The sequence below is a fragment of the Affinibrenneria salicis genome, from assembly GCF_008710095.1.
In genome coordinates, this window is sequence record NZ_VYKJ01000002.1 from 289,912 (window position 1) to 316,518 (window position 26,607).

Annotated in this window: 17 protein-coding genes; 5 read left to right on the forward strand and 12 right to left on the reverse strand. The window is 53.9% G+C overall.

The features are described 5' to 3' along the window. Positions 1-88 precede the first annotated feature (88 nt). Complete coding sequence (locus tag FJU30_RS27050; protein ID WP_223881507.1) at positions 89-517, reverse strand: hypothetical protein; 429 nt, start codon at positions 515-517, stop codon at positions 89-91. 102 nt (positions 518-619) lie between these two features. Next, a complete protein-coding gene (locus FJU30_RS27055; protein WP_223881508.1) occupies positions 620-1,243 on the reverse strand; it encodes an AlbA family DNA-binding domain-containing protein in 624 nt (207 codons plus the stop codon). Positions 1,244-1,441: 198 nt separating this feature from the next. Here FJU30_RS27055 and FJU30_RS06255 point away from each other — a divergent pair, with 198 nt between their 5' ends. Next, the gene (locus FJU30_RS06255; RefSeq protein ID WP_150434118.1) at positions 1,442-5,215 is read left to right on the forward strand and encodes a hypothetical protein; all 3,774 of its coding nucleotides are present in this window, start codon (positions 1,442-1,444) and stop codon (positions 5,213-5,215) included. Positions 5,216-5,368: 153 nt separating this feature from the next. On the opposite strand, the gene FJU30_RS06260 is transcribed toward FJU30_RS06255, so the two are convergent. Continuing rightward, positions 5,369-7,900, reverse strand: a complete 2,532-nt coding sequence (locus FJU30_RS06260; protein WP_191091532.1) for an RNA-binding domain-containing protein — start codon at positions 7,898-7,900, stop codon at positions 5,369-5,371. A gap of 1,004 nt (positions 7,901-8,904) precedes the next feature. On the opposite strand from FJU30_RS06260, the gene FJU30_RS06265 reads away from it, so the two are divergent. Beyond that, positions 8,905-9,171 carry a DUF3811 domain-containing protein gene (locus FJU30_RS06265; RefSeq protein ID WP_150434120.1) on the forward strand — a complete coding sequence of 89 codons (267 nt, stop codon included), beginning with the start codon at positions 8,905-8,907 and terminating at the stop codon, positions 9,169-9,171. Between the two features lie 229 nt (positions 9,172-9,400). Here the strand turns inward: FJU30_RS06265 and FJU30_RS06270 are convergent, their stop codons facing one another. The 9 genes from FJU30_RS06270 to FJU30_RS06310 form a co-directional block, all read right to left on the reverse strand. Beyond that, on the reverse strand, positions 9,401-10,135 hold the full coding sequence (locus FJU30_RS06270; RefSeq protein WP_150434121.1) for a hypothetical protein: 735 nt from the start codon (positions 10,133-10,135) through the stop codon (positions 9,401-9,403). Positions 10,136-10,225: 90 nt separating this feature from the next. Then, positions 10,226-10,552 (reverse strand): cupin domain-containing protein, encoded by a 327-nt coding sequence (locus tag FJU30_RS06275; RefSeq protein ID WP_150434122.1) that lies wholly within the window; start codon positions 10,550-10,552, stop codon positions 10,226-10,228. A 428-nt stretch (positions 10,553-10,980) separates the two neighbouring features. Continuing rightward, positions 10,981-11,967, reverse strand: coding sequence for an inositol 2-dehydrogenase (iolG, locus tag FJU30_RS06280; RefSeq protein ID WP_150434123.1), 987 nt, complete (start codon positions 11,965-11,967; stop codon positions 10,981-10,983). 450 nt (positions 11,968-12,417) lie between these two features. Beyond that, positions 12,418-13,200, reverse strand: a complete 783-nt coding sequence (locus FJU30_RS06285; protein ID WP_150434124.1) for an IucA/IucC family C-terminal-domain containing protein — start codon at positions 13,198-13,200, stop codon at positions 12,418-12,420. Next, the gene (locus FJU30_RS06290) at positions 13,194-13,988 is read right to left on the reverse strand and encodes an ABC transporter ATP-binding protein (RefSeq protein ID WP_150434125.1); all 795 of its coding nucleotides are present in this window, start codon (positions 13,986-13,988) and stop codon (positions 13,194-13,196) included. Before FJU30_RS06290 ends, FJU30_RS06285 begins: the two co-directional genes overlap by 7 nt. A gap of 3 nt (positions 13,989-13,991) precedes the next feature. After that, complete coding sequence (locus tag FJU30_RS06295) at positions 13,992-15,032, reverse strand: FecCD family ABC transporter permease (protein ID WP_150434126.1); 1,041 nt, start codon at positions 15,030-15,032, stop codon at positions 13,992-13,994. Continuing rightward, on the reverse strand, positions 15,025-16,014 hold the full coding sequence (locus FJU30_RS06300; protein ID WP_150434127.1) for a FecCD family ABC transporter permease: 990 nt from the start codon (positions 16,012-16,014) through the stop codon (positions 15,025-15,027). The genes FJU30_RS06295 and FJU30_RS06300 overlap by 8 nt, the downstream gene beginning before the upstream one ends. After that, the gene (locus tag FJU30_RS06305; protein WP_150434128.1) at positions 16,011-16,934 is read right to left on the reverse strand and encodes an ABC transporter substrate-binding protein; all 924 of its coding nucleotides are present in this window, start codon (positions 16,932-16,934) and stop codon (positions 16,011-16,013) included. The genes FJU30_RS06300 and FJU30_RS06305 overlap by 4 nt, the downstream gene beginning before the upstream one ends. 39 nt (positions 16,935-16,973) lie before the next feature. Further along, positions 16,974-19,070: a TonB-dependent receptor gene (locus tag FJU30_RS06310; protein ID WP_150434129.1), complete on the reverse strand. Its 2,097-nt coding sequence runs from the start codon at positions 19,068-19,070 to the stop codon at positions 16,974-16,976. A gap of 673 nt (positions 19,071-19,743) precedes the next feature. Here FJU30_RS06310 and FJU30_RS06315 point away from each other — a divergent pair. Genes FJU30_RS06315 through FJU30_RS06325 form a run of 3 tightly spaced genes read left to right on the forward strand, consistent with a single transcriptional unit; the run spans position 19,744 to position 26,484 of the window. Beyond that, a complete protein-coding gene (locus FJU30_RS06315; RefSeq protein WP_150434130.1) occupies positions 19,744-21,054 on the forward strand; it encodes an SrfA family protein in 1,311 nt (436 codons plus the stop codon). Position 21,055: 1 nt separating this feature from the next. After that, on the forward strand, positions 21,056-24,034 hold the full coding sequence (locus tag FJU30_RS06320; protein ID WP_150434307.1) for a virulence factor SrfB: 2,979 nt from the start codon (positions 21,056-21,058) through the stop codon (positions 24,032-24,034). Beyond that, complete coding sequence (locus FJU30_RS06325; protein ID WP_150434131.1) at positions 24,031-26,484, forward strand: putative virulence factor; 2,454 nt, start codon at positions 24,031-24,033, stop codon at positions 26,482-26,484. Before FJU30_RS06320 ends, FJU30_RS06325 begins: the two co-directional genes overlap by 4 nt. The last annotated feature ends 123 nt before the right edge of the window (positions 26,485-26,607 follow it).

A 26,607-nucleotide genomic window follows, 5' to 3' on the forward strand; every position in this document is an offset into this window, starting at 1 on the left:
ATCTCGATTTGCCAAACCAGACAAACAATTCTGGTGTACTTTTTTGCGCAGGTAATAGAGTGCACAGATTATCGTACATTGGCATATTCTATTCTTTACTATGCTTACAAAGGTCGAAGACCCACCAGGAGAATTGTTTCTCAACAGCCATTCTTAGTACTTGGTTTGATTTCAGCGATGCATCTTTGGGAATGCCCTCTGGCGTAAAATTGGCAAGCTGTTGATGGATAAATTTCAGCCGGGCTTCTTTCTCCTCAATGCTCTCAAACAACAGGAATGGTAGCCTGATAATCGGTGGCTTGGTCTGTTTTTTCAAGGGCATGGACATGTCTGAGCCGCGGTCTGGCAGTGAATAAAATGCCCTGATATGACTTAGAAGATTGTACTGGAGGGTACCTTTAACAAAATTAAAAACGTCGGCATAATAATCTGTCTCGTATCCATCACTTTTTCCAGGATAAGACAGTGTGTCTATCTCTGGAAATGGAAATTTTAAGCCTTCATTTCTGTAATGCACGACTGGTATTCGTTCGAGCTCTCGTCCGCGATATTTGAGAATGTATTCGTAAAGGTATGGTTGCTCAATACCAGTCGTTGACCACCAGTGCTGTCCTCCGTGTTATCTCTCACTATTATCGATATAAATGGAATAATCCGGGTCAAGTCGATAGTAGGCCTCATTGAAGCCATCGTACTCCCAGTTGTCATAGTCAAGAAGTAGTTTGACGATGCGGTCTGTTGGTGCCAGGTCCAGGTCAAAGCGCTCTTTCCACATTGCCATGACATCTCCAGGGCTGGCACAGCCATTTACGGGCGTATTGGCATCTTGTTGCCGGGTGTAAACGACACCGGCTCTGACAGTTTTCCCCTCTTTGCTATAGTCCTGTGTTAGATAGTAAGGTTTCATTCTGACGTTACGAATTTGTAGAATAGCCAGCACCTTATGCTGGAGTGTGATGTGGTGCAGCTGAATATCCGGACAATGGTGCTCTGCAAAACTCACTTTTCTTAACAGATCGATTAAATTTGCCTGGTTAAGTTGCTTACTATCTTCCGGCACGCCGGTAATCAACCCTTCATCAGTCACGCCAAAAATCAGATACCGGTCACCGTCATGCAGGACGTTTGCCATGCAGAGGATATCGTGAACAAGGGCTGCATTGTTTTGGTGGTAGGTTTGTTTAAAGTCCCACCATGGCCCTTCCTTTCCACTGGCAATCAGTTTTTCGATGGTTTCGTTCATAGTCCCCTCTATCCGATATGGCGTGCGTTTGCTTGCACCAAGTATTCCTCCAGTCTGCTCAAATTGGTAGTGTGATATAGGTGGCAAGTCAGCTGAAAAATCGAAAATAGCATTGGATATGAAAATTGCAGACTTTCAAAATGGGCTCGAATAGAAATACTTTCAGGAACCTAACACGTTCTCTCAAGGAGTTGTAAGTTGGCAACATCACGTGCAGGCTCTCATGCTGGTCGGGGTTTTCGATATCAAGATGCTGCTGGCGTCTGGCTGGCCATTCGCTGCTGGGCTAACGAACTCCCCTATGGGGCTGTGATTCCCGAAGGGAAAGATGATTACGAACTAAGTAGTACTATAGGCTCTGCTCTCGTGCAGGTGAAGTCACGGCGTGACCATCTTGGACCATTTCCCGTGGCGGTTGCAGTCGGGTTTATACGAGCGCTCTGGGCGCGCGTTGAAAATGCCGCCTTCCATACAAATCTAATTCTTGTTCTTGAGCATCCTGTTGCCGAGGGGCCAGTGGTTGATCATTTGTTGGCTGAGCATCCAGCTCTGGTCAGCACACTTCAGGATGACCCACAGTGGGCAGCCCTTGCCGCACGTACTCAAATCTGGATTGCACCAAATCCTTTTGAGGCTGCAGTGGCAAGTATTCATTGCACCATGCCCTGCTCAGATTTGGCGGCTCAGATTCATTATGGTGAGTTGTTGAAACAGATTGCCGCGCTGGCGGACAAAAATGGTCTGGTGAGGGATGGTCGCTTTGAAGGGCTGGGTATATCTGATGTGGAAACCACTCTTCGTCGAATAGAGCCAGCGCTGGACATGGTGGGAATGGAATCAGCTTTACGCGACGGTTACTGTGATGTTGTCGATTTTCTGACACCATTCAATGACCCGTCCTTCTACCAGGGTGTGAACACACGGCCTGGCCATCTGGCAGCAGGTCTTGTTGCCGAGCGTCCGAATGCACGTCATGAGGTACTCTCCGCATTAGAATCTGCTGGTGCGGCTTTAATTGTTGGTCTGTCAGGGGCTGGTAAGTCTGCTTTGATGTGGGAAACCGCGCGGGCGAGTCGACATACTACTCGATGGTTTGAGATGAGAAGAGGTGATGCGGCTAATGTTCATCTTCTCATTCAGTTTACCCGTGCATTAAGGGCTTTTCCTGACGCGCCTGTCGGGTTTGTGTTCGATGACGTTGGTGGACGTTTTAGTCAGCTTTGGAATGCGCTGCTTAAAGAAGTTACCGTTGGCAGTGGCATACTACTGTTGGGTTCAATCAGGGAGGAAGACACTCTTATGTTGGCCTCGCGTTCCCGGGCTCGCGAAGTACGTCCGCTCATGGAAGAGGCTGTAGCAGAAAAGATTTGGCGCCAATTAGTGGAACAAGGTCAGACAAATTGGGCGGGATGGCGCGAGCCATGGGCTAAAAGTGGCGGACTTCTTCTGGAATATACGCATATTTTGACCCGTGGGGAACGACTGAAGTCTATCCTCGCTGAACAGATAGATCAGCGGCTCCGCGAGTCCAGGGATGAAGAACTGGCGGTTCTCAGTGTTACTGCCCTTGCCGGGGCGGCAGGCGCGGCGGTTGATGTCAGCCGATTGCCGAAGGTTCTTGGCATTGAACAAGGCGCACTTACGCGAGCGTTACGTCGACTCATTGATGAACATCTGGTTTCCACACCAGTGGATGGTCAGCTAAAAGGACTTCATCAACTCCGTTCAAAGACGCTTTTTGAACTCTGTCATACGCATTTATTGCAAACACCGTCACATGCGGCCATTAGTACCGCACTTACTGTCAACGATGACAGCCTGAGCAGCTTTGTAAGCTATGTTTCTGTTCATATTCCAGATGCAGCAACGTCTCTGATTGAGACACTGGTGACTCGACTTGAAAAAGAACTTTCCCCTGTCGCATTGAACGGTTGTCTCTTCGGTTTGGGACAGGCTCATATCGAAACAACGCTGAGTGCCTGGATACCTCAGGCGCGGGTGATTGGCGTGGAGCCAACATTGATTACCCTAGCCGTCATGTTCGTTGTGGCGGGGCAAAATACATCAATAATTCCCTTTCCCGAGCGCCTGCAAAAAGCCATGGGTGAGTTACGGGTACGTTCGGCCACAGATCCGCGACAAGTGTTACTGTCCGCACTTTCCCCGGACACAATAAACGCATTAGTCGTACGCGCTGATACGCCACGCTTATGTACCTTCATGGGTACTTTGGTCGGCATGGATATTCCTGACAGTATCAGGGCGGCGCTAAGCAATTTAAGGCCTGATTTTGATGCGATCAACCTCAGCAACGCCGCAGAGTTACTGGGCGCTGCGCGACTTATCGATCCACAAATTGCCATATTCTGGGGAGCGGATGATGTTCGTGAACGGTTATTGGCACGCCTCACAACTGAAATTCCGTGGACGGATAAAATTGAGGTTGAAGCGCCCACCGGAGGTCGTTTGCTGCGTAGTCGCATTTTTCACGTCGCACCTTCTGTCCAGAGCAATGTGCATGAAGAAGTCGTGCAACTTTGTGAGCTATTGCTTGGACTAGATCCTACTGCAGCAGTAGTCGCCGTTGATGCCATTGCTGCCGATAACCTTCCGTCAGGTCTGTCGGAATACGCTGTTGCTACCAAACGCATACATCGAGAAAACCTACCCACCAAGGCTCTGCCAGAATGGAATAAGCGCTGGATTGCCGCAGCGGCAAAACTGGTTGGAACAGAAAGTTACTCCGCTTACCTGCAGCGTGCGTACGCTTTGCTGGAACAGCTTATGCCAGTATTGGAGCGTATTGTAGACTGTGTACTACGGGGCAAGGTACCACCACCAAAAATTCTTGATCGTTTCGGTGAGGTTTTTGAGGGGGCTTGTAACCTGACTTCACCACAGGAAGGTCTTTCAACTGGCGAGGCGCCGGAGCAGCATGTTAAACCGTTACAAAATTTACTACATTCCTGCTCGGCTGATTTGGTCAGGCGCTTTAACCAATTACCAGAAGGTTATGGTGCATTCGTCATATGGACAGGGGATCTGCTAAAAAATGTCTGGGAAGCACGCAGCGAACCGTGGTCAATCGTGGGGATGGACCCTGAGCCATTATTGATGCGGTTGGAAAATACCCTTGCCTCTTTGCGGTTGTTAGCCGCCGAGGCTGGTAGCGAATCTTCCCATCCAACAAAGATGTGGATAGCGAAAACCCGTAAGGCTCAGCTTGGAAATGCACTGCGTCTGGCTAAAGTTGAAGCTGAACAGCAGTTGAAAACGCGTTCCGGCAGGTACTTACGCCAAACCGAAGCCAGACTGCAGGCATCCGGCATCGAATTAACGCTTTATACTCGTCCGGATTGGAAGTCCCTCCTGCCTTGGCCAAATGTAGAACTTCTTGCAGTGGTCGACCTGGAAACGCCTGCTGATTGGCTGATCTGGTTCAATGAGCATGCAGCGCAGATTCGTGCTGACGTTGGTGAAAGTCGCCAGATGTGGATTATCCCACGCATCGCTGGATTTGCGATTTCAAAATTAACAGTCGGTGGTATTTCCAGTTTCTTTTCCTCGCCACATAGTGTTGATGATTGGCTTGATACGCTATCCATTCCTCAGCTAGACGATGCCTTGGTGCGTGCAGCACAACCCATTATCGACCTGATCATAGAGCTTGATGGATTACGTTATTTCAGACTGGGTGGTGACAAGCGCCCTATTCTTGAACAGACCGTGCGACAAACCGATGAACACAAACTTGAAATGGCTCTACTGGCCTTCGATGCCAGTTCAGCGGGCACCTCTGTTCATAATCTTCTTCGAATGTTGAGCGACGACGTTGCATCTGGAGCTGTTAATCTTGCTCGAGATATCGCAGCACTTACACATGGCAGGTTAGCTCCCGGCGCTGAGATACTGGTGAACATTCAAAACGCATTACTGGCGCAAGATATTGCCAATGCAATATCTAATCAATGAAACTGTCTTCTCAGCAGAGCCCAATGATTCAACAGACACTATCTGTTGAATCATGTATTCTAGAGCAGTCTGCTAACAAGGAAAAGACGATTGCAAGGGCTAACTAATAACCAGTATAGACTCGCGACAATTGTTTACCCATAAGAGGTTAAATTAATCCGTTACAGACTCGATAAGCAAACCAAGTGCTATATTCAATTTCTCAGCCAACTCCGGTCTTGGTGGATTACACTCCCGGAGAAAATGCACAGCCTTCTGGATTGAATTTATTAAATCATTTTTGTGCTTTGCTACTTCTGTATTGAGAAATGTTTTTGATAATATCATATTGGCCGAATCAAGTAATTTGTTAAACGTAGCACTTCTAATATCGCCAAAATTAATTGCATTCATGATTATGACTACTGATATTTCATGTTTTCCTATAGCTATAGATAGTTCCCATATCTTATCTACCAATGTTCTGCTTAGATGTATAAACTCTGTTTTTTTAGGTGGTTTTGAATTTTTTATTAAACTATTTACATATTCATAACCCATGACAAGATATTTTAATTCGATAGTGTCTGATTTCACATTTCTTGCTAATTCATGGCAAGCATATACGTATCTCTCACGCCACTGATAATCATTGCTGCTAATGTTCTTTAAAGCATTGGTGCAGACGTCATGTATTGAGTTAGCTGTGCCAAATTTCATTTCAGTTTGATACCACATCTCAAAGAAAAATGGCTTTTTTTGACCTTTGACATATGCTTCTACAAATGATTTTCTAACAGACTCTGGTTTTGCCTCATTATCTTCATATTGTATTTTTGCGGCCATAAAATAAATGTCTGAATTCTCTTTGAATCTGGTTTTTTTTAATATGTCTTTGATTATTTTTCTGGCTTCATCAAATCTACGTTCTTTTATAAGAGAATTACATTGCCTAATTACTTTACCAACTTCGCTATTATTTGATTTTAGCTTAGCATTGTCGCTTAGCCCAACGGAAATTTCATTTACTTGTGCAATAAACGCTTCAGCATTAGGCAGTATCTCATCACTAATTGATATTACTAATTTTGATATGGAAGATGAAGTTTCAAATCTGGGTTCCGACTCAATAAAACCGATTGATTTAATTAAGAATAAGTTACCAAGATCTTCCATGGCTCGTTCAAGATCATGATTTTCAAGATCTGTATATTGTCTTAACTCGGTTCTAGAGCATGTGCCAACAACGCTAATTGTAATAAGAATTTTAATTGCTTCTTGGGAGAGTTCTTTTACTTCTTTTCTAAGAGCTGCAACACGCACTGCATCTCCGCTCTTGCCTTTCCATTCATTTATCGCGTCGTCCAATGACAAACCGAGTTTACAAAGTCTTAGAATTGACTCTGTAAATAATGGCGAGCCCTCAGAAACTTCTTGCAGTTTGTATGTATTTTTATCATTGAACGGCTGTAGGTGAAGATTTCTACAATGCTCTTGAATTAATGTTTTATATTCTTCACCCGATAGCCCAGGGAGGATAATTGCAGAGTCTGACGAGTACATGTTATTAACCCTAGTAGTTAATAACACTCTAGAACTAGAGTTTGATATCACTCTAGCTATTTCCATAATACGTCGTTGTTCATCAGGAACATTTGAGTCAACATCATCAACAACTATCAAATATCGATATATTTGAAGGTTTTCTTTGGCCAGTCGCTGAAGTTGCAAGTAATTTAACTCAGCTGTTTCATCAGGAAGTGAGCCTGTTCTTATACAGATTTCTGATAGTAATGTCTCAACATCAGAATAATGAATTTCAGGTGTATCAATATAACTGTTGTATATTGCCTTAAATTGTTTTGATTTTGCTGTTAGCCAAATTATCTGATCAAACAACTCAGATCCAGACTCAACAATTAGTCTACAAAATTCATATGCAACTGACGTCTTTCCTTTACCGCCATCTGCGGCAATTACTTTAGTATATTGAAGATCATTTGATAGCCATGACCATAATTCCTGAATTATTTCCATTCGCCCTATAAATATAGGGCATATTTGATTTTTATCTGGAAGATTGTGCTCAATTATTTTTTTCCTAACTATTGTTTGGATGACAACATAAGTTGGAACTCTTTCCCCGCTAACAAATTTAAAATCATCTAAAGAAACAGCTGATTTACATTGATCATCCCGTCTGATAAATATAAAGTCTTTAGATAAAATTCGTTCATTACCTGAACCAACCCCATCAGATATAGGGGTTAACGGAGAATCCTGTACACCTCGTTTAGGTATATATAGAATACCTACATTGAGTTTAGCATCATCAACATCATGTTTAATTTCAAAGTATGTTAAATCAATTCTTCTTCCAAAGAACTTATCGAACTGACCTCGTAATTTTTGATTATCTATTATGTTTTGATTTACACCTATAACCTTCATGCTTGTATCTTTAATTACTTCTTTTACCCCATAAAAAATATAGCCACCATACGAATTATAAAAACTAGCAATCGCTTTCAGTAATTTTAGATATGCTTCTTTGGTGCCATCAAAATTCTCTTTAAAATCCCAGAGCTCACATTCCTTCCCGATGATAGAATGTTTGTTGATAAAGAGTTTTTTAAATGAATTATCTGTTAAATCGCCAAGTTGTATTAATTCATATATGTCTTTTTTTATTTCTTGAATGTTCATGATTGTATCCATTTATTTAATAACTCATAACCCCTACAGAAGGAATTTATGTCACATCCAAATAAAATTCGTTCATAAGACGGGCCTGCCAATATTGACATTTCTATCTACACATTTCATTCAGGACAACAGTTATGCTGCGGTAAAGCAAAACCATCATATTTGCAGCGACCATCATACAATTAGTCTGTGACATCGCTACCGCCCTCAGAAACATTACCTCTGATAAAAAATTCAAGCTCTCAATGTTACAAAAATCCGGAGAAACTTCAATAGAACAATCAGATAAATACCTGACTTCAGCCTGTGTAGTTAGAAAAATGTCGTAGTGAGCACAGACGAAAGGTACTCAAAGTCGACAAAATGGGATTAGTTCATGAAGTAAGTTGGTTCAGAAGGAAATTTATTCCTTAAAATTAATAATAAAAACAATATGTTAACCATTAATCCATCGATGAAGCCCCCATGTGCTCAACATAAGTTAAATTACCTATAGAGGTAACTGAATGCATCTTCCACAGCCACTTCCCAAGAGATCTATGTATTAGTGATTTCTGACATCCCTCCCGTTTTGTTTATTGTATATGGATTAATGGATTCTGATGGACACGGAAACCTGCTTGCCATTGTTGTACCCATCAAGTACCACATTGATCATTTGGCATACCGTTCGTTGTCCACGCAGTCTGCTTCGCTACATTTAGATTGATTGGCTGATTCACATACTGGGTTAAAAGTGATGGATTCATGGCTTTTGTATCGTCCGTCTCAGCAGGTATATCTGTCTACTATCATTGCGAGCTGTCAATTCTTCTTCTCTGAAGATGCACTTAAACCGGCTCCGCCGACAAAAACACCCATTTTTATAATATGGCGTATGCCGGCAGCGGTCAGCGCACCGTGAGATAACTTATGTGAATGTGCGGCGTAATGCGCGTATTCTGAAGAATAGGCCGGAATTTTCCTCTACAATAAGCGTTCCAGTCTCAATCAGGTCGAAACCGATGGCAAAACTGACTCAAAAAGACATGACGGAAAGCGAGCAGCGTCAACTTAAAACGCTGCTTGACCAGGCCAGAAAACAGCATGGCCGCCCTCTTACCAATTCCGAAAGCAACCATATCAAGGATGACTATATTGATAAGTTGATGAAGGAACGCGAAGTTGTCGCCCGTCAGGCGCGCGCCGAGCAGAAAAAAAATAAATTCAAACCTGATACTTCAGCTACTTATGAATGGTCCTCCAGCACTAACTGGCGCGGGCGGCGCTAAATTTCAGCAGGGGTAAAACAGACTGTTTTTTATCCGGTTTTAAGGGGCGGTGCCGATTTTACTGGTGCCTGTGTATTTATACAGTATTCATCAAGCCCGCTTTCCGTATTTCCTCATCGGTTTTCGGCTTCGCCGCTATTCCCGCTTCACGATGCCCGCAGAATGCCGGCAGCAAATGCTGCGCAGGACGATAACTGTGTGTTTTTAAGGCGCTCGCCCGCGTGCAACATTACGCAGGCGGACGTGATGACGGAGCATTGGCGCCGTACATCAGCGCGATCTGAATGTGTTTAAACAAGTCGCTGGTCAGTGTTTCATACTCGCTGACGCGACCTATTTGCTGCGCGGCCCAGGGGGCGATATCGTTCCATGACCCCATTCCGCCCAGTACCCAGGCCGATTTGGCCACCGCAATCATCCGGCGTCGATGGGTATTGCCGCTGGCGGGATACTCCAGCATCTGCCTTGCGCGCTGGAAGATATGGGCAAAATTATCGTGCCCGCCGATAGCGAGCGCCAGTTTGTTAAGCTGCGTCAGCAGCGTGTAAAAGGCGTCGGCGTTATCGTAATACTCGTAGCAATCCATAGTCGGCGGCGACCAGTTCATCTGCTGATAGTGCACTCGCCAGTTTTTCGCAACGCTATCATAGCGCCAGTTCGCCTGCCATAAGGTGGCGCGATCGGCAAACGAGGTATAGATCCCCTGCCTGAAACCGTTGAGAAACGGCGCTTCAACCCGCTGGTTAACGGGCAGCATTAGTCGCATTGTCTGAATTCGTTTTCTTAGCAGAGCCCGATACCACAGCTTTACCGTCTGCGTCAGCTCTCCGGAGAGCTGCGCATCGGCGTCATTGGCTGAGGAATCAAAGGCAAAAACGATCTCACCTACAAATGGCATCAGGGCAGACAAATTTTCGCCGGGCGGCATAGTAAATCCCTGCACCAGCCGACAGCTGAGGTCCATTTCACCATTCATATGCGATATGTTCCAAATGTGGCGCGTCGCGCCTGTTTTTATAACGCCGGTTCGCGCCGATCACCAGCACGAGCCGTTTTAGCGAGCGACCGAGATCCCCAGCATTACCGTGGTTTCATCGGCGGCATTCCAGACTGAGTGCGGGATAGCGCCGTCGACCAGATAGCTCTCGTTTGCCTCCAGCACCACCTCTTGTTCGGCTAAAAGAATTTTCGCTTTACCGCTGACGACTACAAACAGATGAGAATGCGTGTGGGTATGCTGCTCCGTCGGGCCACCGCCGCCCTTTTCCAGATACGCGATCGCGCCATCAGAAATTTCGCCAACGTTGCCAAACAGTTTTTTCGCCAGAAAATGGATATGGTCAGGGGGAGTGATAAAGCCGGATTGATGTTTATGCTCCATGGTAAGGCTCCGCAGGAAACGTGTAGTAAGCGAAAATCATACCATATAATTTCCGTTATAATGTTCCGCTTATCCGCATCCGTTGGCAGCCCCCTTCTAAATACCAAACGATGGCCGATAACAAAGAATAAAACAGAACAAAACGGCTAAATATCTTCGCATAATAGCGCTACATTTATCTTCTGTTGACTGAGTGGTATCGGAAATTTTATCTAATTGTTTTTAGTCGTATTTTATATCATCTCATCGGCCGCCGCGCGTTGTGGCAGGATCGAGAGAGAAGCATCAATGTGCTAAGGCATTTAGTGTGGTATCGGCGATCGGACGCCGATAAAAATTATAAATATGCGTCCGCTTTAGTCTGAGGATTCGCTTCGGTTATTTTTATAAAAAAGAGGCTGACATATTTGTCAGCCGTCGTGAAATTATTATAGTTTGACTTCTCTGCCGGACATTAATGATTCAATGGCTTTGTCCGCCAGATATAAGGCTAATTCACCGTCCGCGCCGCTGCATTCCGGTCGGGCGCCATTTTTTAATACATCGATAAAATGTTCCCATTCCGCTTTATAAGCCGCGTCATAGCGCTGCAGGAAAAAGTGCTCCGGCTTTGCGGCCACGCAGCCGGCTTCGCTCCAGACTTCCACGCTGTTTTCCCGGATATTCTGCGCGGCGAGAACGCCCTTTTCACCGTGTAGCTCAATGCGCTGATCGTAGCCGTAGCCGGAACGCCGCGAATTGGAAATGGTCGCCATCGCCCCGGATTCAAAGGTGATTACCACGAACGCGGTATCGATATCGCCCGCTTTGCCGATTTCCGGATCGACCAGACTGCTTCCTTTGGCGAACACCGCAACCGGTTTTTCACCCATGATATAGCTGGCCATATCGAAATCATGAATGGTCATGTCGCGCAACATACCGCCGGACACGTTGACATAAGCCACCGGCGGAGGTGAAGGATCGCGGGAAACAATAAGCAGCGATTCGGCTTTACCGATCGTTCCGTTGATAAACGCCTGACGAACCTTACGGAAATTAGGGTCATAGCGCCGGTTGAAGCCAATAAACAGCGGCACCTGATTTTCTTTCACCACGGAAAGGCATTTTCTGACCCGGGCAATATCCAGATGAATCGGTTTTTCGCAAAAGATCGGTTTGTTGTGAATAGCTGCTTTTTCGATCAGATCGGCATGGGTATCGGTTGATGATGCGATAAGCACCGCGTGCACATTATCGTCCGCCAGCGCCTGTTCAACGGACTGAACCCTGGCGTGATATTTTTCTGCGAGACGGGTTGCGTTTGGCGCATAGCTATCCACTACGGAATAGAGCGTCGATTCTTTATGTGCATCGATGTTAGCGGCGTGGACCTGACCGATTCGGCCCGCCCCCAATAAAGCGATATTAAACATGTTATCTCCTCTCCTGAACCATAACTGCGATACATTGATGATGTATAACTGCCGGGATCGTTCCGTAACCCTATAACCTCCTGGTCATGAGTCATGGCCTCCTGAACCGGGCTAAATATAATGGCAATTGAAGAAAAAATAGTTCGAAAAGCTCACACATTAAAATAAAACTTTCATTTTTTGTGTCCGGTATCCTATATGGCCGTCCGCGGCGAAAGTAATGAAAATATAACTAAATGATAATCATATAAATTTAATGCGCTTCTTCAGAACATATTTTGATGTGATTCAACCGGTTCATTTTTTGGGCGGGATAATTTTTTATTACTCAAATGAAATAAACGTTTTTTGGCCGGCGGAATCGAACCGCCGGGCGCAAACGGTCTGCGCGCGTTTAGGTTTAGCGCGGGGGCGGAGCAGCGCCGGCGTTTCCCCTTCCCTCGCCCTGCCTTAACGCGTTTTCCCCGGCCGCAATAGCGGACAGGTCTGGCAGAATGCCTGCGGCTCGCAGGTCCGATAATAGAAGCAGCAGGTACGGCGAAAACGAATGTGCTGCAGACCGTCATCCAGCGGCGTGGCGCGCTGGCGAAAACGGCCGAGCGGATTATAATCCAGACCAAACAGAGACGGGCCGGCATGATACAGCAACCAGTCAAAATCCTCCGCGCCGCGCGCCCGTATCGCCGCGTCGTCGAGCGCGGCGATACGGCGTTCATACAGTGAATAAACTCTGACCGCGCAGTTTTCCCACAGCACGCGAGCGGAAACGCCGCTGACATTGGAGAAGGTTTGCCATAGCGGCGCCAGCAGCCCGGCAAACAGCGTATGAGTTATCTCCTCGCGCCAGGCCGGGCGCGCGCCAGCGGCGTAAGTAAAAGGCGCGATGCGGCGTAGCGGCATCGAAGAGGTCCAGACTCCGTCGTCATGCCCATATTCAATGAGGCTGTTATCGGGCGACAGGCGCAGCCCTTTATCAAAAACCGACATTGCATACAAACAGGCGCCGGTGGTCAGAAAGGCCAGCCGCTTCGCCAGCAGCGACGCGGTGATGGCCGGCGACGGCGAATTCAGCACCGGGGTCAGCTGCTGCAACAGCGCGGCGCACCGGTCATTATCCAGCAGCGCGGCGACGGTCACGGCACGCTGACGATCGCACTCCGCCGCCGTCCTGAGGCGCAGCGGACCGCGTAACTGCGCCCACTCCTGAGGCGTAAAGGACGCGTCGTCTAGCATGAGGGCGGCGTCCGGCTAAAAGGAATACATAGCGGTGTGTCGAAAAACGGATCGGAGATAATCCTGCAGTTGAGATCAAATACCCTTTTCACCAGCTCTTCGGTCAGTATCGCCTGCGGGGCGCCCTGGGCAAACACCGTCCGGTTATGTATCGCCACCAGATGGTCGGCGTAACGACAGGCCAGATTCAGGTCGTGCAAGACCATAATGATGGTTTTATTCCCCTGCCGATTTAGCGCGCGCAGTAAATCCAGCACGTCGATCTGGTGCGACAAATCGAGGAAGGTCGTGGGTTCATCCAACAGGACAATGTCCGTATCCTGCGCCAGCGTCATGGCAATCCACGCCCGCTGGCGTTGCCCGCCCGATAACGCATCGACCGGACGCCCGGCCAGCGCCGCTACCCCGGTCTGCCGCATCGCATGGTTCACCATCGCCTCATCCTGCGATGACCACTGCTGGAGCCAGTTCTGGTAGGGGTAGCGCCCCAGACTGACCAACTGGCGCACGCTGATGCCCTCCGGCGGCTGCGGCATTTGCGGCAGGATCGCCAGCTCGCGCGCTACCACGGCGGTAGATTTGTGTTGAATGTCGCTTCCGTTCAGGAGCACCGTGCCGCCCTGCGGCTTCAGCAACCGGGCGAACGACTTCAGCAGCGTGCTTTTGCCGCAGCCGTTGCTGCCGATCAGCACGGTGATCTTGCCCCTGGGCAGAGCGAGATTCAGATCGTCGATAATAATCTGCCGCTGGTAGCTCAGGGTCAGATCGCGGCTGGCAATGGACGTCATCGTTTAGCGGCCCTCATGACGTTGTTTAATCAGTAAGTACAGGAAAAACGGCGCGCCGGCGACGGCGACAAAAATACCCGCGGGCAAGTCGGCAGGCAAAAACAGCAGACGCCCGGCCAGATCCGCCAGCATCACCAGTATTGCGCCGCAGCAGGCGGTCATCACCGCCAAAGCGGCGAATCCAGGCGCCAGCAGCCGTCTGGCGATATGCGGCGCGATCAGTCCGACAAACGCCATGGCGCCGCCCCAGGCGACGGCGGTTCCGGCCAGCGCTACGCTGGCCAGCAGCAGACCGGCGCGCTGTTGCTGCACGCGTACGCCGATGCCGCGCGCCAGATCGTCGTTCAACTGCTGGGCCATCACCTGGCGGGACAGCAGGATCAGCAGCGGTAAAATGGCCAGCAGCCAGCCGGCCATCATTCGGGTTTCGGGCCAGCTGGTGCCGTAAACGCTGCCGGTTAGCCAGACGTAGGCGGATAACGTGGTGGTCAGCGGACTAAAAACCAGAATAAAGGTGGTGACCGCGCCGAGTAAGGCGGAAACGCCCACGCCGATCAACACCAGACGCAGCGGCGAGGCGCCCTGCCGCCAGGCCAGCAGCCAGACGGTCAGCATCGCCAGCCCGGCGCCGGACATCGCGGCCAGCGGCAGATACTGCGGCCCCAGCGCAAGGCTGAAGAAGGAAAGATACAGCACCGCCGCAGAGCTGGCGCCGCTGGTGATGCCGAGCAGATCGGGGGATGCCAGCGGGTTGCGGATTATCGACTGCAGGATCAGACCGGATACGCCAAGCGCCGCGCCCACCAGCCCGGCCATTAAAATGCGCGGCAGGCGCAACTGGCCGACGATAAATGTCAGGGCGGGATCCGAATCGAAGTACAGAATACGCAGCACCGCCAGCGGCGACAGCATGACTTTCCCCGCCGACAGAGAAAACAGCAGCGTCAGGCCGGTAAACAGCAGCGCCAGCGCCAACCGTCCCGGGGTCGATCGGTGAATCTGGCGCGAAAAGCCGCGATAGCGCAGGATTAATGGCTTATTCACGCCCGCCTCCGCGTCGCGCCAGCATAATAAACAACGGTGCGCCAAACAGCGCGGTGATCACGCCGACCGGCACTTCCTGCGGCAGGATAGCCAGACGCGCCAGCACATCCGCCAGCAGCAGCAGGATGGCGCCGCTCAGCGCGCTGCCGGGCAGCAACCAGCGGTGATCGATAGACAGGCTTTTACGCACCATATGCGGCACCATCAGGCCGATAAAACCGATGCAGCCCGCCAGCGCCACCGCGCTGCCGGCCAGGCAGACAATCAGTACGCTGAGCAGCAGGCGGATAACGCCGGTGCGCTGTCCGAGCCCCGTGGCAATGTCTTCCCCGGCGTTAAGCACGTTAACCTGCCCCGCCAGCATCAGCGCCAACAGCAGCGCCAGCAGGCTGCACAGCAGCAACGGCAGAGACTGCGCCAGATTGCGTTCGGAGAGAGAACCCGCCAGCCAGAACAGTACCGTGTCCAGCCCTTCCTGGTTGACGACCAGCAGCGCCTGGCTGAACGCCGAAAACAGCGCGGTCACCGAAGCGCCGGCCAGCACGATGCGCAGCGGATTGAGTTTGCCCTGCCCGCTGTTGCCGATCAGCCACACCAGCGCGCCGGCCAGCGCCGCGCCGAAGAAGGCGCACCATAGCCACGACTGCGGCGAACTCAGCGCAAACAGCGCGCCGCTTAATATAATGAAGAAGGTCGCGCCGGCGTTCACCCCAAACAGTCCGGGCGACGCGAGCGGATTACGGGTCAGCGCCTGCATCAGGACGCCAGCGACGGCCAGACTGGCGCCCACCGCCGTCGCCAACACCGTGCGCGACAGTCGCGTACTGGTCACCAGAATATGGTTTACGTTCATCGCATCCGGCGAGAGTAACGCCGCAGCCACCTGTTGAGGCGGGATCCAGATCGGCCCCGCCATCAGGCTCAATAACATACACAGCGGCAGAAGCGCCGCCGCCGCACACAGTTTAGCGCCGTTACTCATGAAGCCGTATCCTGTCTTACCAGCCGGGCGATATCATCCAGCATCAAATTCGCGCCAAGGATGCCGCCGGACAGACTCCAGGCCGTACCGTCCACCAGCCAGACCTGACGGTTGCGCGGCGCCTGCATTTGCCGCCATAGCGGGTGCGCCAGCAGGCTTTGGTAATGTTGCTGCACCGATGCCCGCTCCGAACGTAAAAAGATAAAAAAGATATCGGCATTGACCACCGGCAGGCTTTCCTTGCTGGTGAGCCGGAGCGATACCCCACGCGCGGCTCGGCTGGCCTCGCTCCAGCCGAATCCCAGCTCGCTGAGCACCGAGCCGGGAAAACTGACCGGCAGATAGCTGCGGATATGATCTTCCCGGATGTCGAGCACGGATACCGTCGGCGGCCAGCGATCGGCGAAGCGCCGCTGTAATTGCTGACGCAACGCCTCGACGCGCTGCCGCCACTGCGCCAGCAAGCGCGCCGCCGTATGCTGACGGTGCAGCGCGTCGCCCATGATCAGCAAGGTTTTCTTAAACTCGAAGACGTTATCCAGCATAACGACCGGCGCAATCTGCGCCAGCAGCGGCGCGATGCGCTGATGGCGAAAACGCGAAGCGACGATCGCATCCGGCCGCAGCAGCGCCATGTCTTCCAGGCTGGGCTGCGTCTCCAGACCGACCAGCGTCACATCGCGCAGCGCCGGACGCAGATAGCGGTAGATCGGTTTCTCACTCCACGACTCCACCACCGCACAGGGCGTGATGCCGAGCGCCACCGCGCTGTCGGTCGCGCCCTGGAATAAGGTGATCACCCGCGGCGGGCGAGCCTGGCCGCGGGTCGTCAGCGGCGAAAGCACGCCGCCGGCCAGCAGCCCCACGCCCAGGCGCAGTAGCGTCCGCCGCGCAGGACTATAGCCATCGTTAACCTTCATCTTTCCGTCCGCCCGTTAAACGATGACGGGATTCGTACATCAGAAGTCAACGCTGTATCCAAGCGTCAGCGTTCGGCCGCGGCCGGAGAAGTATCGCTTCGGCTCAACCAGCGCGCTCTGTGAGTAATAGGTGATGTAGTCCTTATCGAACAGGTTCGATACGGCCAGGTTGAGCCGTCCTTTGGGCAGACGGTAGCCTACCGCCGCATCGACCAGCACATAGCCGCTGAACTCTCTCTGCGGATCGTCAAAGCTGCGGTTCATCGCCCAGTTGGCCTGAATGAAGGAAGACCAGTTGGGCGTCCAGTTGGCCGCCCAACTGGCGGTTAGCCGATCGGGAGACACGTTCAGCCCGTCGAGCCGTGCATCCAGACTGCCGTCGTTGTCGCTGTCATAGCGCCCGCGCATATGCGAATAGCCGAGTTTCAGGCGGTGATTGTCCGTCGGCGCGTAGCCGAGCGACGCCTCGATACCGTCGATTTCGTTCTTTTCTCGCCGGGTCACGTACATATCGCCCACTCGCTCAACGCGGCTGCCCAGTTTTGAGGATGATTTATAGTAGCTCAGTTCAAAATCGACCGGCGTTTTCTGTACGCGGAAACCCAGCTCGATATTGTCGGTCACCACCGGTTCCAGGTTAAGAAAACGTTCGACGCTCATCCCTGGCTGATTGATGCCGCGCAGCACCCGGCCTACGTCCGGCATGGCGAAGCCTTCCGAATAGTTGGCGAACAGACTGAGCGATTCGACCGGCGACCAGACGGCGCCGAAGTTAAACAGCGTGGCGTCGAAGTCCGGCTTACCGCCTTCCACCGTCACGCCGTTGGCGGCGGCGACGGTCTGATAGCCGTCGATTTTCAGGCGCGCATATTCATAGCGCACGCCGCCAAACAGCTTCAGCGTATCCAGCGGGCTGACTTCCAGCTGCATAAAGGGGGACAGATCGGTATATTCGATCTCCGGCACGTAGGTTCGATGGGTGCCCCACAGATCCTGTTTCGACGAATCAAACAGCGTATCGAAGCCCAGAGTGACCTTCAGATAGTCGTCCCACAGGTCGTCTTTGGTCAGCGCGATTTTCGTGCCGTATTTTGACGTGACGGCACGCGACTGATCGTACAGCGTGCCGACCGGCGCGATGGCCGGATCCTGGAAGGTGCCGGAATTATCCGCGCCGAACAGCGCTTCATACTGCTGATAGAAGGCCAGCGCGGTCAGGTTCATTCCGGCCAGGTTGTAGTGATCGTAAGTAAGTCCTGTGCTCCAGACGCTGTTATGCGGCGCGTCGCCCGGCGGCGAGCCTTTCACCGAGGTGGTGGGAATGCCCGCCTCGCGATCGCCATTCACGCTGAGATAGCCATTCTGTCCTTTAAGCCGGTAGCGATTGACGCTGAGCTGAATGCGCTGATTGTCGTCCAGCCAGTACCCCAGCTTGCCGAGGATATCGTAGGCGCGCGAATCCATCAGGTCGCCCTGGGTATTATCGACGCCGATCGGGCGATCTTTGCCGTCGAGGAACAGGCCCTGATCCTCATAGCTGATGGAAAACAGATAGTCGAGGTACTCCTCGCGCCCGTCGAAACCATAGGTGGTTTTGTAGCTCATGGTTTCGCCCTTCAGTTGCGAAGTGGGCGTGGTGGCCTCCGCGCTGAAATGCTGGTTAAAGGCGCCGGGCTCCGGCCGCCGGGTAATCAGGTTAATCACCCCGCCCGCCGCGCCGATGCCGTTACTGGCGCTGGCGCCGTGGATCACTTCGATCCGCTCGACCATGGCGAAGTCGATAGTGTGCATCTCGCGTCCGGTCGGCCGCAGCGGATTCGACTGGGGTATGCCGTCGATCAGCACCAGCGGTACGCGGCCGCGCAGGGTCTCGCCGCTGCCGCTCATTTTCTGCCGGCTGGGCGAGAACGCCGGCAGCAGATTGCTGAGGATTTGCGAGGAGTCAGAGGTTAATTGCCGCTGCTGTTCAATCTGCTCTTTACTGATAACGGTAATGAGCTGAGGGGAATCTTTTTTTTCCGTTTCCGTGCGCGATGCGCTGATCACCAGTTGATCGCCGCCTTCGCGCTGCTGTTCTCCATAGGCTGAATCAACCAGTAACAGCGGCATTAATGAACATAACGCCCTGAGCTTCATTTGCTGACCTCATCTCATGTTAGGATTCTGTCTGGCGGGAAAATACCGGCCGTTTCCAGGGGTGCGGGCCGGCATCGGGCCATGCGCAAACGGCCCGAAAAACCGGGAGTTACGCCTCGTTTAATCGCGATTTATCACGAAGGTGGAATTATTATCATTATCAATAATCACATGGCAAGACATACTTGCAGGCCGTTTGCTTACAAAATAATGACCAAAACCTTACATTGATAAGACGCAGAGACGGCGGAAGCCGGCCGTTGCTGACGATGGCGCGCAGAACCGGGACAAAGGCGTCAGCGCTGGAAAAGGAACGGTAATCTGCTATTTTGTGATTTACATCACAAAACAAGATGGCGTCATTTCGCGGTTTGCAACGAATGACCAGAAAGAGTCGGAAGGAAACGTGACGACAGCGGATAGGCGTTAATACCTGACGGGCCAGCAGAATCGTCGCGTCTGGCTCGTCAGCCCGGCGTGGAGAGGCGATGTCGCAGGACAACGCGCTATTTCCGCAGTCCGTTCATCAATTAACGATGGCAATAGCCCAAACATTTAGCGCTTTTAGCCTCTCCTTTGGCGTTTGACTTACGTCATTGCGCCTTAAAGTACCCTGTTTAATCAATAATGCACTTTCTCTGCTTCGGCAGCGAACACACAAGGTCTCTTTTGCGTGGCAAAATCATTTTTACGAAGTGGAAGTCTGGATGATTTTCTGGCTCTGGGCGAAAACGGCCAGCCGGTTTACGCGTCAGCGTTGCAGTTACGGGAAACATTACGTCTGAGGAAACAGTTGTCGATCGCCGACTGTCTGGCTATCCCGCAGTCCAACGAGCATGGCGATCGTATCGACTGGTACGCGCCGGTGGACGGGAAAGTCACCTCATGGCTGGCCGCCAGCGATGAACAGCGGCTCAGCGCGCTGGCCCGGCTGGAAAACTGCCAGGCCGACGTGGCGGATATCAGCCGTCAGGCGCTGAACTCGGACAAAGCGGCCCGCAAGCTTTTTGGCGCTCTGCTGTCGAAAGCTTTCCAGTTTCCCGGCGCGAATCACGTCTACCTGGTCGGCGATCAGCCGGTCATCACTTTCTGGGGCTTCGTCAATCTGGATAAAAAATCCCGTGCCGATGCGCTGGAGTGCCTGCGCCCGGTGATGCGGATCCCCGAACCCGAGATTATAAGCCAACCCGCACCGCCGCTCGCCTCGCCAGAAGAGACGCCGGCGCCGGTCGCCGCAGCGGATTTGCCGCCGGTTATCGAACCGACGCCGGCCGAAGCGCCACCGCCGGCCGCACCGGCGCGTCGCGCGCCGCGCTGGTGGCTGGTGCCGGCCGCCGCCCTGCTGGTCATTCTCGGCATACAGATTGCCGGAATGGTTAACGATCATCGTCAGCGCGCCGTTTCGGCGCCGGCCGTCGTCAGCGCGGAAAAAACCGCCCCCGCGGCCGAGCAGCCGTTGCCGCCGCCCGCTATGCCGGCGCAGCTCATCGCACTGGCCGAAGCCCCGCTGCCGCTTGAACTGGCGACGCCGCTGCCGCCGCCTCCGCCGGCCGAACCTGTCGCTGTCGCGACGGAGGAGAGCTCGTCGTCGATCGCGCCCGGCAGCGAACTGGTGCTGCACGCCGAATCGGTAAAAGTCGGCTCGGTGAGTTTCCTCAATGGCAAGTGGCGTGCCGTTATCAATATTAAAACGCCGCTGACCGGCCGGCCGCCCAGCTTGTTATACCAGCTGAAAGACGGCGCCGGAACGGTGAAACTGGTGCATGGTGACGGTGTCACGTGCGAAGCCAACATCAGCGCGGGGTTGATGAAATCGGGCAATCTGGTGATAAACAGCCGTTATAAAGCGCGCTGCAGCGATGGCTCCCGCTATCAGCTGCCGGCAATTGCATGTAAACAGGGGCTGACCGGCGCGGCGGAATGTAATGGCCGCTATGACGCCAGGACGACCTTCCCCATGACGATAAAGCGCGAGAGTGAGTAATATGCTGGCGACGATCCCTGACTATAAACAGAAAGTGACCCTGATTCAGGACAGCGGCATACAGTTTCTGGACTTCGCCATCCGGCCGGAGATGTCGGCCGAACGAGCGGGTGGTTTTGTGCGTAAGACGGCTAATGGACCGCTGCTGCGCCTGCTGTATCAGGAAAATAGCGGCAAATACGCGCTGCCCGGTCTGAGCGCGCTGCCGGAAATGGTTAAGCCCGAGTGCAGTTTTGCGCTGCAACAGTCGCTGGCGCTGCTGGACAGGGTCTGGCTGCCGCTGCCGTTTTTCCGCTTCAATCCGCCGCGCACCTTCCTCGGCGGCCCTGAAAACTGGGCCCGGGTGCGTATCGCCGCGCTGGATACGCCCGATCACGAGGGCAATACGCACCGCATTTGTATCGCGTTCGATACGCGGGTGTGCGCCGATGCGGCCGACAGCGCCGCGCTGGCGCCGAATGACCACGATATCCAGACCGGCGTCAGCTTTACCCTCGCCTGGCTGAACGAAGAACTGGGCGAATTTCTCGATCTGACCTGGGTCGACGGCTGGCTGCGCGAAACCTTTTCCCAGCAGGCCGCCCGGCTCGAACAGCGGCGCAATTCGGATATCAAGGCTGCGTTGCGCACCTTCGAATATCAGGCGCATTACCTGAATCTGCTGGAATTGCTGGGCAGCCAGACGACCATCCCTGAAGTGCAGATCGGCGCCAGCACGCTGCAGGAGCCGGTAGTGAATGTCGACCTGATCCTCGATGTCGGCAACTCGCACACCTGCGGGATTCTGGTTGAAGATCAGGCGGACGAGAGCAACGGTCTGAAACAGACGTATGAGCTGCAGTTGCGCGATCTGAGCGAACCGCACTGCCTGTATAACGAAATGTTCGACAGCCGAATCGAGTTCGCCCAGGCCGGTTTCGGCAAGGCCAATTTCTCCTTTGAAAGCGGCCGCGAAGACGCGTTTATCTGGCCGTCGATCACCCGGGTCGGGCGCGAAGCCAGCCGTCTGGCGCTGCTGCGCCAGGGCACCGAAGGTTCAAGCGGCATCTCCAGCCCGCGTCGTTATCTGTGGGATGAAGAGAGCTATTCCGCCGGCTGGCGTTTCAGCCAACCGAGTCAGGCCTCCGGTCAGGAGCCGCTGGCTACCGCCGCGCCGTTAACCTTTCTGTTTAACGATGACGGTCAGCCGCTGTACCGTTTGCCGCTGGATGAGCGTCTGCCGGTTTTTACCCCGAACTATAGCCGCAGCTCGCTGATGACCTTTATGCTGAGCGAACTGCTGGCGCAGGCGTTGATGCAAATCAACAGCGTGGCGCAGCGCCTGAAAATGGGCCGCTCGTCCGCCCCGCGTCAGCTGCGCCATATCATTCTGACCCTGCCGTCCGCCATGCCCAAACCGGAGCGCGAAATCTTCCGCCGCCGTATGGAAGAAGCGATCGGCGTGGTCTGGAAAGCGCTGGGCTGGCACCCGTCGGACGAGGATTTCAGCACGGCGCAGGATAAGCGCATCAGTCGCGTACCGGTGCCCGAAGTGCAGATGGAATGGGATGAGGCCACCTGCGGTCAGATGGTTTATTTGTATAACGAAACCCAGGTGAACTTCGGCGGCCGCACGGAAGAGTTCTTCGCCAGCCAGGCGCGGCCGGACAAAGTGTTGACCAGCGGCGAACAGGCCGGCAAAACGCTGCGCATCGCCTCGATCGATATCGGCGGCGGCACCACCGATTTGGCCATTACCCAATACTGGCTGGATGAAAGCCCGGGCAGCAGCGTGAAGATCGTTCCGCGCCTGCTGTTCCGCGAAGGCTTCAAGGTGGCGGGCGACGATATCCTGCTGGACGTCATCCAGCTTTACGTTTTGCCCGCGCTGCAGGCGGCATTTAATAAAGACGGCATCGGCGACCCGGATGCGCTGATGGATAAACTGTTCGGCGGCGAAGGCCGCCTCGATGGTCAGTCCACGTTGCGCCAGCAGGTGACGCTGCAGATCTTTATTCCGCTGGCGCAGGCCATCCTGGAAGCCTATGAAAGTTACGATCCGCTCGACCTGAATGCCGAAATCGACGTCTCCTTCGGCGAACTGCTGCCGCAGCGCCCCACCGAATCAGTACTGGACTATATCAACGCCGGCGTACAGCATGCGCAGCCGGACGATAGCCCGCGGTTCGATGTGCTGAGCGTGCCGCTGATCGTACGGCTCAGCAAGCTGCATAATGAGTTTCTCGCCAGCCGGATGAGCATTACCCGCCACCTGCGGCCGCTGTGCGAAGTGGTGTCTCTGTACGACTGCGACGTGCTGTTGCTGACCGGACGCCCTTCCCGTTTCCCCGGCATTCAGGCGCTGTTCCGCCATCTGCAGCCGCTGCCGGCCAACCGTATCGTTTCGCTCGACGGCTACCACACCAGCGACTGGTATCCGTTCAATAAACAGGGGCGCATCGATAATCCGAAGTCCACCGCCGCGGTGGGTGCGATGCTGTGCCTGCTGTCGCTCGATCTGCGGCTGGCCAGCTTCTATTTTAAAGCGGGCGACTTTCAACCCTATTCCACCATCCGCTATCTGGGTATGCTGGATAACAACGCCACACTGACCGAGAACAACCTTTACTACAGCGATATCGATCTGGACGTTGACGACTTTACGCTGGCCGCGGATCGCACGTTTTCGCTGCGCGGCAGCGTGGTGCTCGGTTTCCGACAGCTGGACAACGACCGCTGGCCGGCCTCGCCGCTGTACACGCTGTCGATCGTCGACCCGCAGCTGGCGCGCAAGGTGGCCAGCGACAGCGTTCTGCAGGTCAGACTGGCGATCGTCAACGGCCAGCACGGCCCGGAACGGTTCGCCATCGCCGAGGCCAGCCTGAACGACGGCAGCCCGGTGCCGCCGCAGCATCTGCGCCTGACACTCAATACCCTTGCTGCCAGCGGTTCGGGTTCATCCTGTTACTGGATCGACAGCGGGAGCGTATTTAGAAAATGAAGTCATTAACGCCGAAACAGCAGTCCACACAGCTGAACCACCAGCTTCAGTCCGTCGCGCAAGGCGTCGATCAGGCCATTGACTGGGTTGAGCTGGCGCGCAAACAGTCCGAGCGGCTGGATATCGAGGCAGACCGGCTGATCGTTAAACTGCGCCGCCACCGCAATAAAGCCCGGCATTTGTCGGAAACCGTGCTGCGCGACGTCGCGATTGGTTTCTTCGGCCGCGCCCAGGCGGGAAAATCGTACCTGATCTCTGCGCTGGCCTCGGATGAGGACGGCTGCCTGGGCACCGCGTTCGGCGGACGGCAGCTGGATTATTCGAGCCAGATTAACCCCTCGAGTCAGAGCGCGGCGCTGGTCACCCGCTTTACCCGCCAGTCCGAGGTGAAAAACACCGCCTGGCCGGTGCAGCTGACGCTGCTAAGCGAAGTGGATATCGCCCGCATCCTGGCGACCGCGTTTCTGCACGATCCGCGTCAACAGGAGCGGCCGCAAACGCCCGACGAGCGCTATATCAATGAACACCTGAAAACGTTGGCCATGCACCGTCAGTCGGAAGCGGTGGCAGGCGTGAGCAGCGACGACGTGGTCGCGCTGTGGGATGCCCTGTCGCGTCAGGATCGTCGGCGTCAGCCGCGGCTGGAGGCCGATTTCTGGCCGATGGCCGTAGAGCTGGCGCCCTGCCTGAGCATCGACGACCGGGCGAGTCTGTTCTCTATTCTGTGGGGGGAGCGCAGCGAGCTCACCGCCGCTTACCGTCATTTCGCCTGGACGCTGCAGTATCTGTCCGGCGCGCCCAGAGTGCTGGCGCCGCTCAGCGCGCTGGTCGACGACAATTCGCAGCCGACCAACGGCATTATCGACGGCACCTCGTTGGGCCGTCTGCATTCCGCCGCCGACCCGGTCATTCAGGTGCGGCCGGTGATCAACGGCCGGGCCGGCAAGATCCTTGAGCTGACGCTGGCCGAGCTGACCATGCTGTCCGTCGAACTGCTGATCCCGCTGCGATCCGCGACGCGCGAGCCGCTGTTTGAACATGTCGACCTGCTTGACTTTCCCGGTTTCGGCGGCGATTTCAATCATCCGCTGCGCTCCGACGCGACGCCGCTCGCGCCCTACGCGTTGGCTCACACGCTGCTGCACGCCAAAGCGATGTTTCTGCTTGAACGCTATACCGATAATCAGGCGATGAATCTGCTGATGGTCAGCACCGCCGCCAGCGACCGGACGGAAACCAGAGCGGTAGGCCAGGCGCTGGATTACTGGGTCCGGCAGACCCAGGGCGAAAGCGCGCAAATCCGCAGTCGCCGCAAGCCCGGTCTTATCTGGGTGCTGACCGCTCACGATCAGCGCGTAGTGCAGGGGAAAAATCATGATGAAGCGGTACAGCGCTATGTCGGCAATCCGGGCGATGCCTGGGGGTCGATGCTGGCGCTGGATAAACGCGGCACCGCGCGCATGGCCGGCTGGCTGACGCGTGAGGTGCGACGCGAAGTGAAGCTGGAACGCATCGATGAGCAGCTAAGCGAACTGCGGCGCGAGCTGGTGGATAATTTATTGTCCAGTTGGTATCAGCCGACCAACAGCGTCGATCCGGCCAGTAAACAGCGTATCGCCCAGACGTTGATTAAAGGATTGCAGGCGCGCGCCGGCGTACACGGCGAGCTGCTGGAACGCCTGCTGCCGGCGCGCGACGATCTGCGCCGTTTGTATCTGCAGCTGGTTCAGACCAACGGCCGGCCGCGCGTCGACGTCCCTGAAAACGCGTCCGCCCTGTCCGGCGTCGAGCCGTTCGGTATCGGCATCAGCATCGATCTGTTCGACGATGCGCCGGACGTCGCTTCGGACAGCGGGGCGTCGGGGATTGCGACCGACAGCGACGGCGGTCATGAGACCGACTATGCGCGTCAGGTATATCGCTATTGGATCAACCACTTGCGCTCCCTGCCGGATAACGGGCCGCTGGTCGAACTGCTCGGCGTAGCGAAACCGGTGATTGAAATGCTGATGGAGGAGCTGATCACCGCCAGCTTCCGTCTGAATATCGGCCACGCGCTGCAGGACACGCTGGCCGCCAGCACTCACCGCGAGCGGGATGTCGATCGGCTGGTGTCGCGGGTACTCACCGTACTGGGCGATTTTGTCGCCTGGCTGGGGTTCCAGCAGATGGCCGAGGCGCTGCGGCCGGAAAGCCGCATCAATCGCGGCCAGAAGATTTTCGCCAAACCGAAAAGCCCGGCGATCAATCTGGATGCCACCAACCGGCTGACCCGGCTGGCGCCGACGCCGACCAACAACACCGCGTCTTATATCTATGACTGGCTGGTCGGCCTGAGCGAAACCATTGTGCTGAACGCCGGCTACGCGGGCGGCAGCGAAATCAACCGCAATCAGCGTAAACAACTGGGCGCCATCCTGCAGCAGATCAAGCCGGACGATGCGGCGTAAACATGCGTTGGTTATTCCGCGCGGCGTTTTTTCGGCGCCGCGCGGTGGCGCTGATCTGACTGGCGCGCCGGTCGGTACGCCGTGGCGTGCGACATTTTTTATGGCAAACGCACAGAATATTGA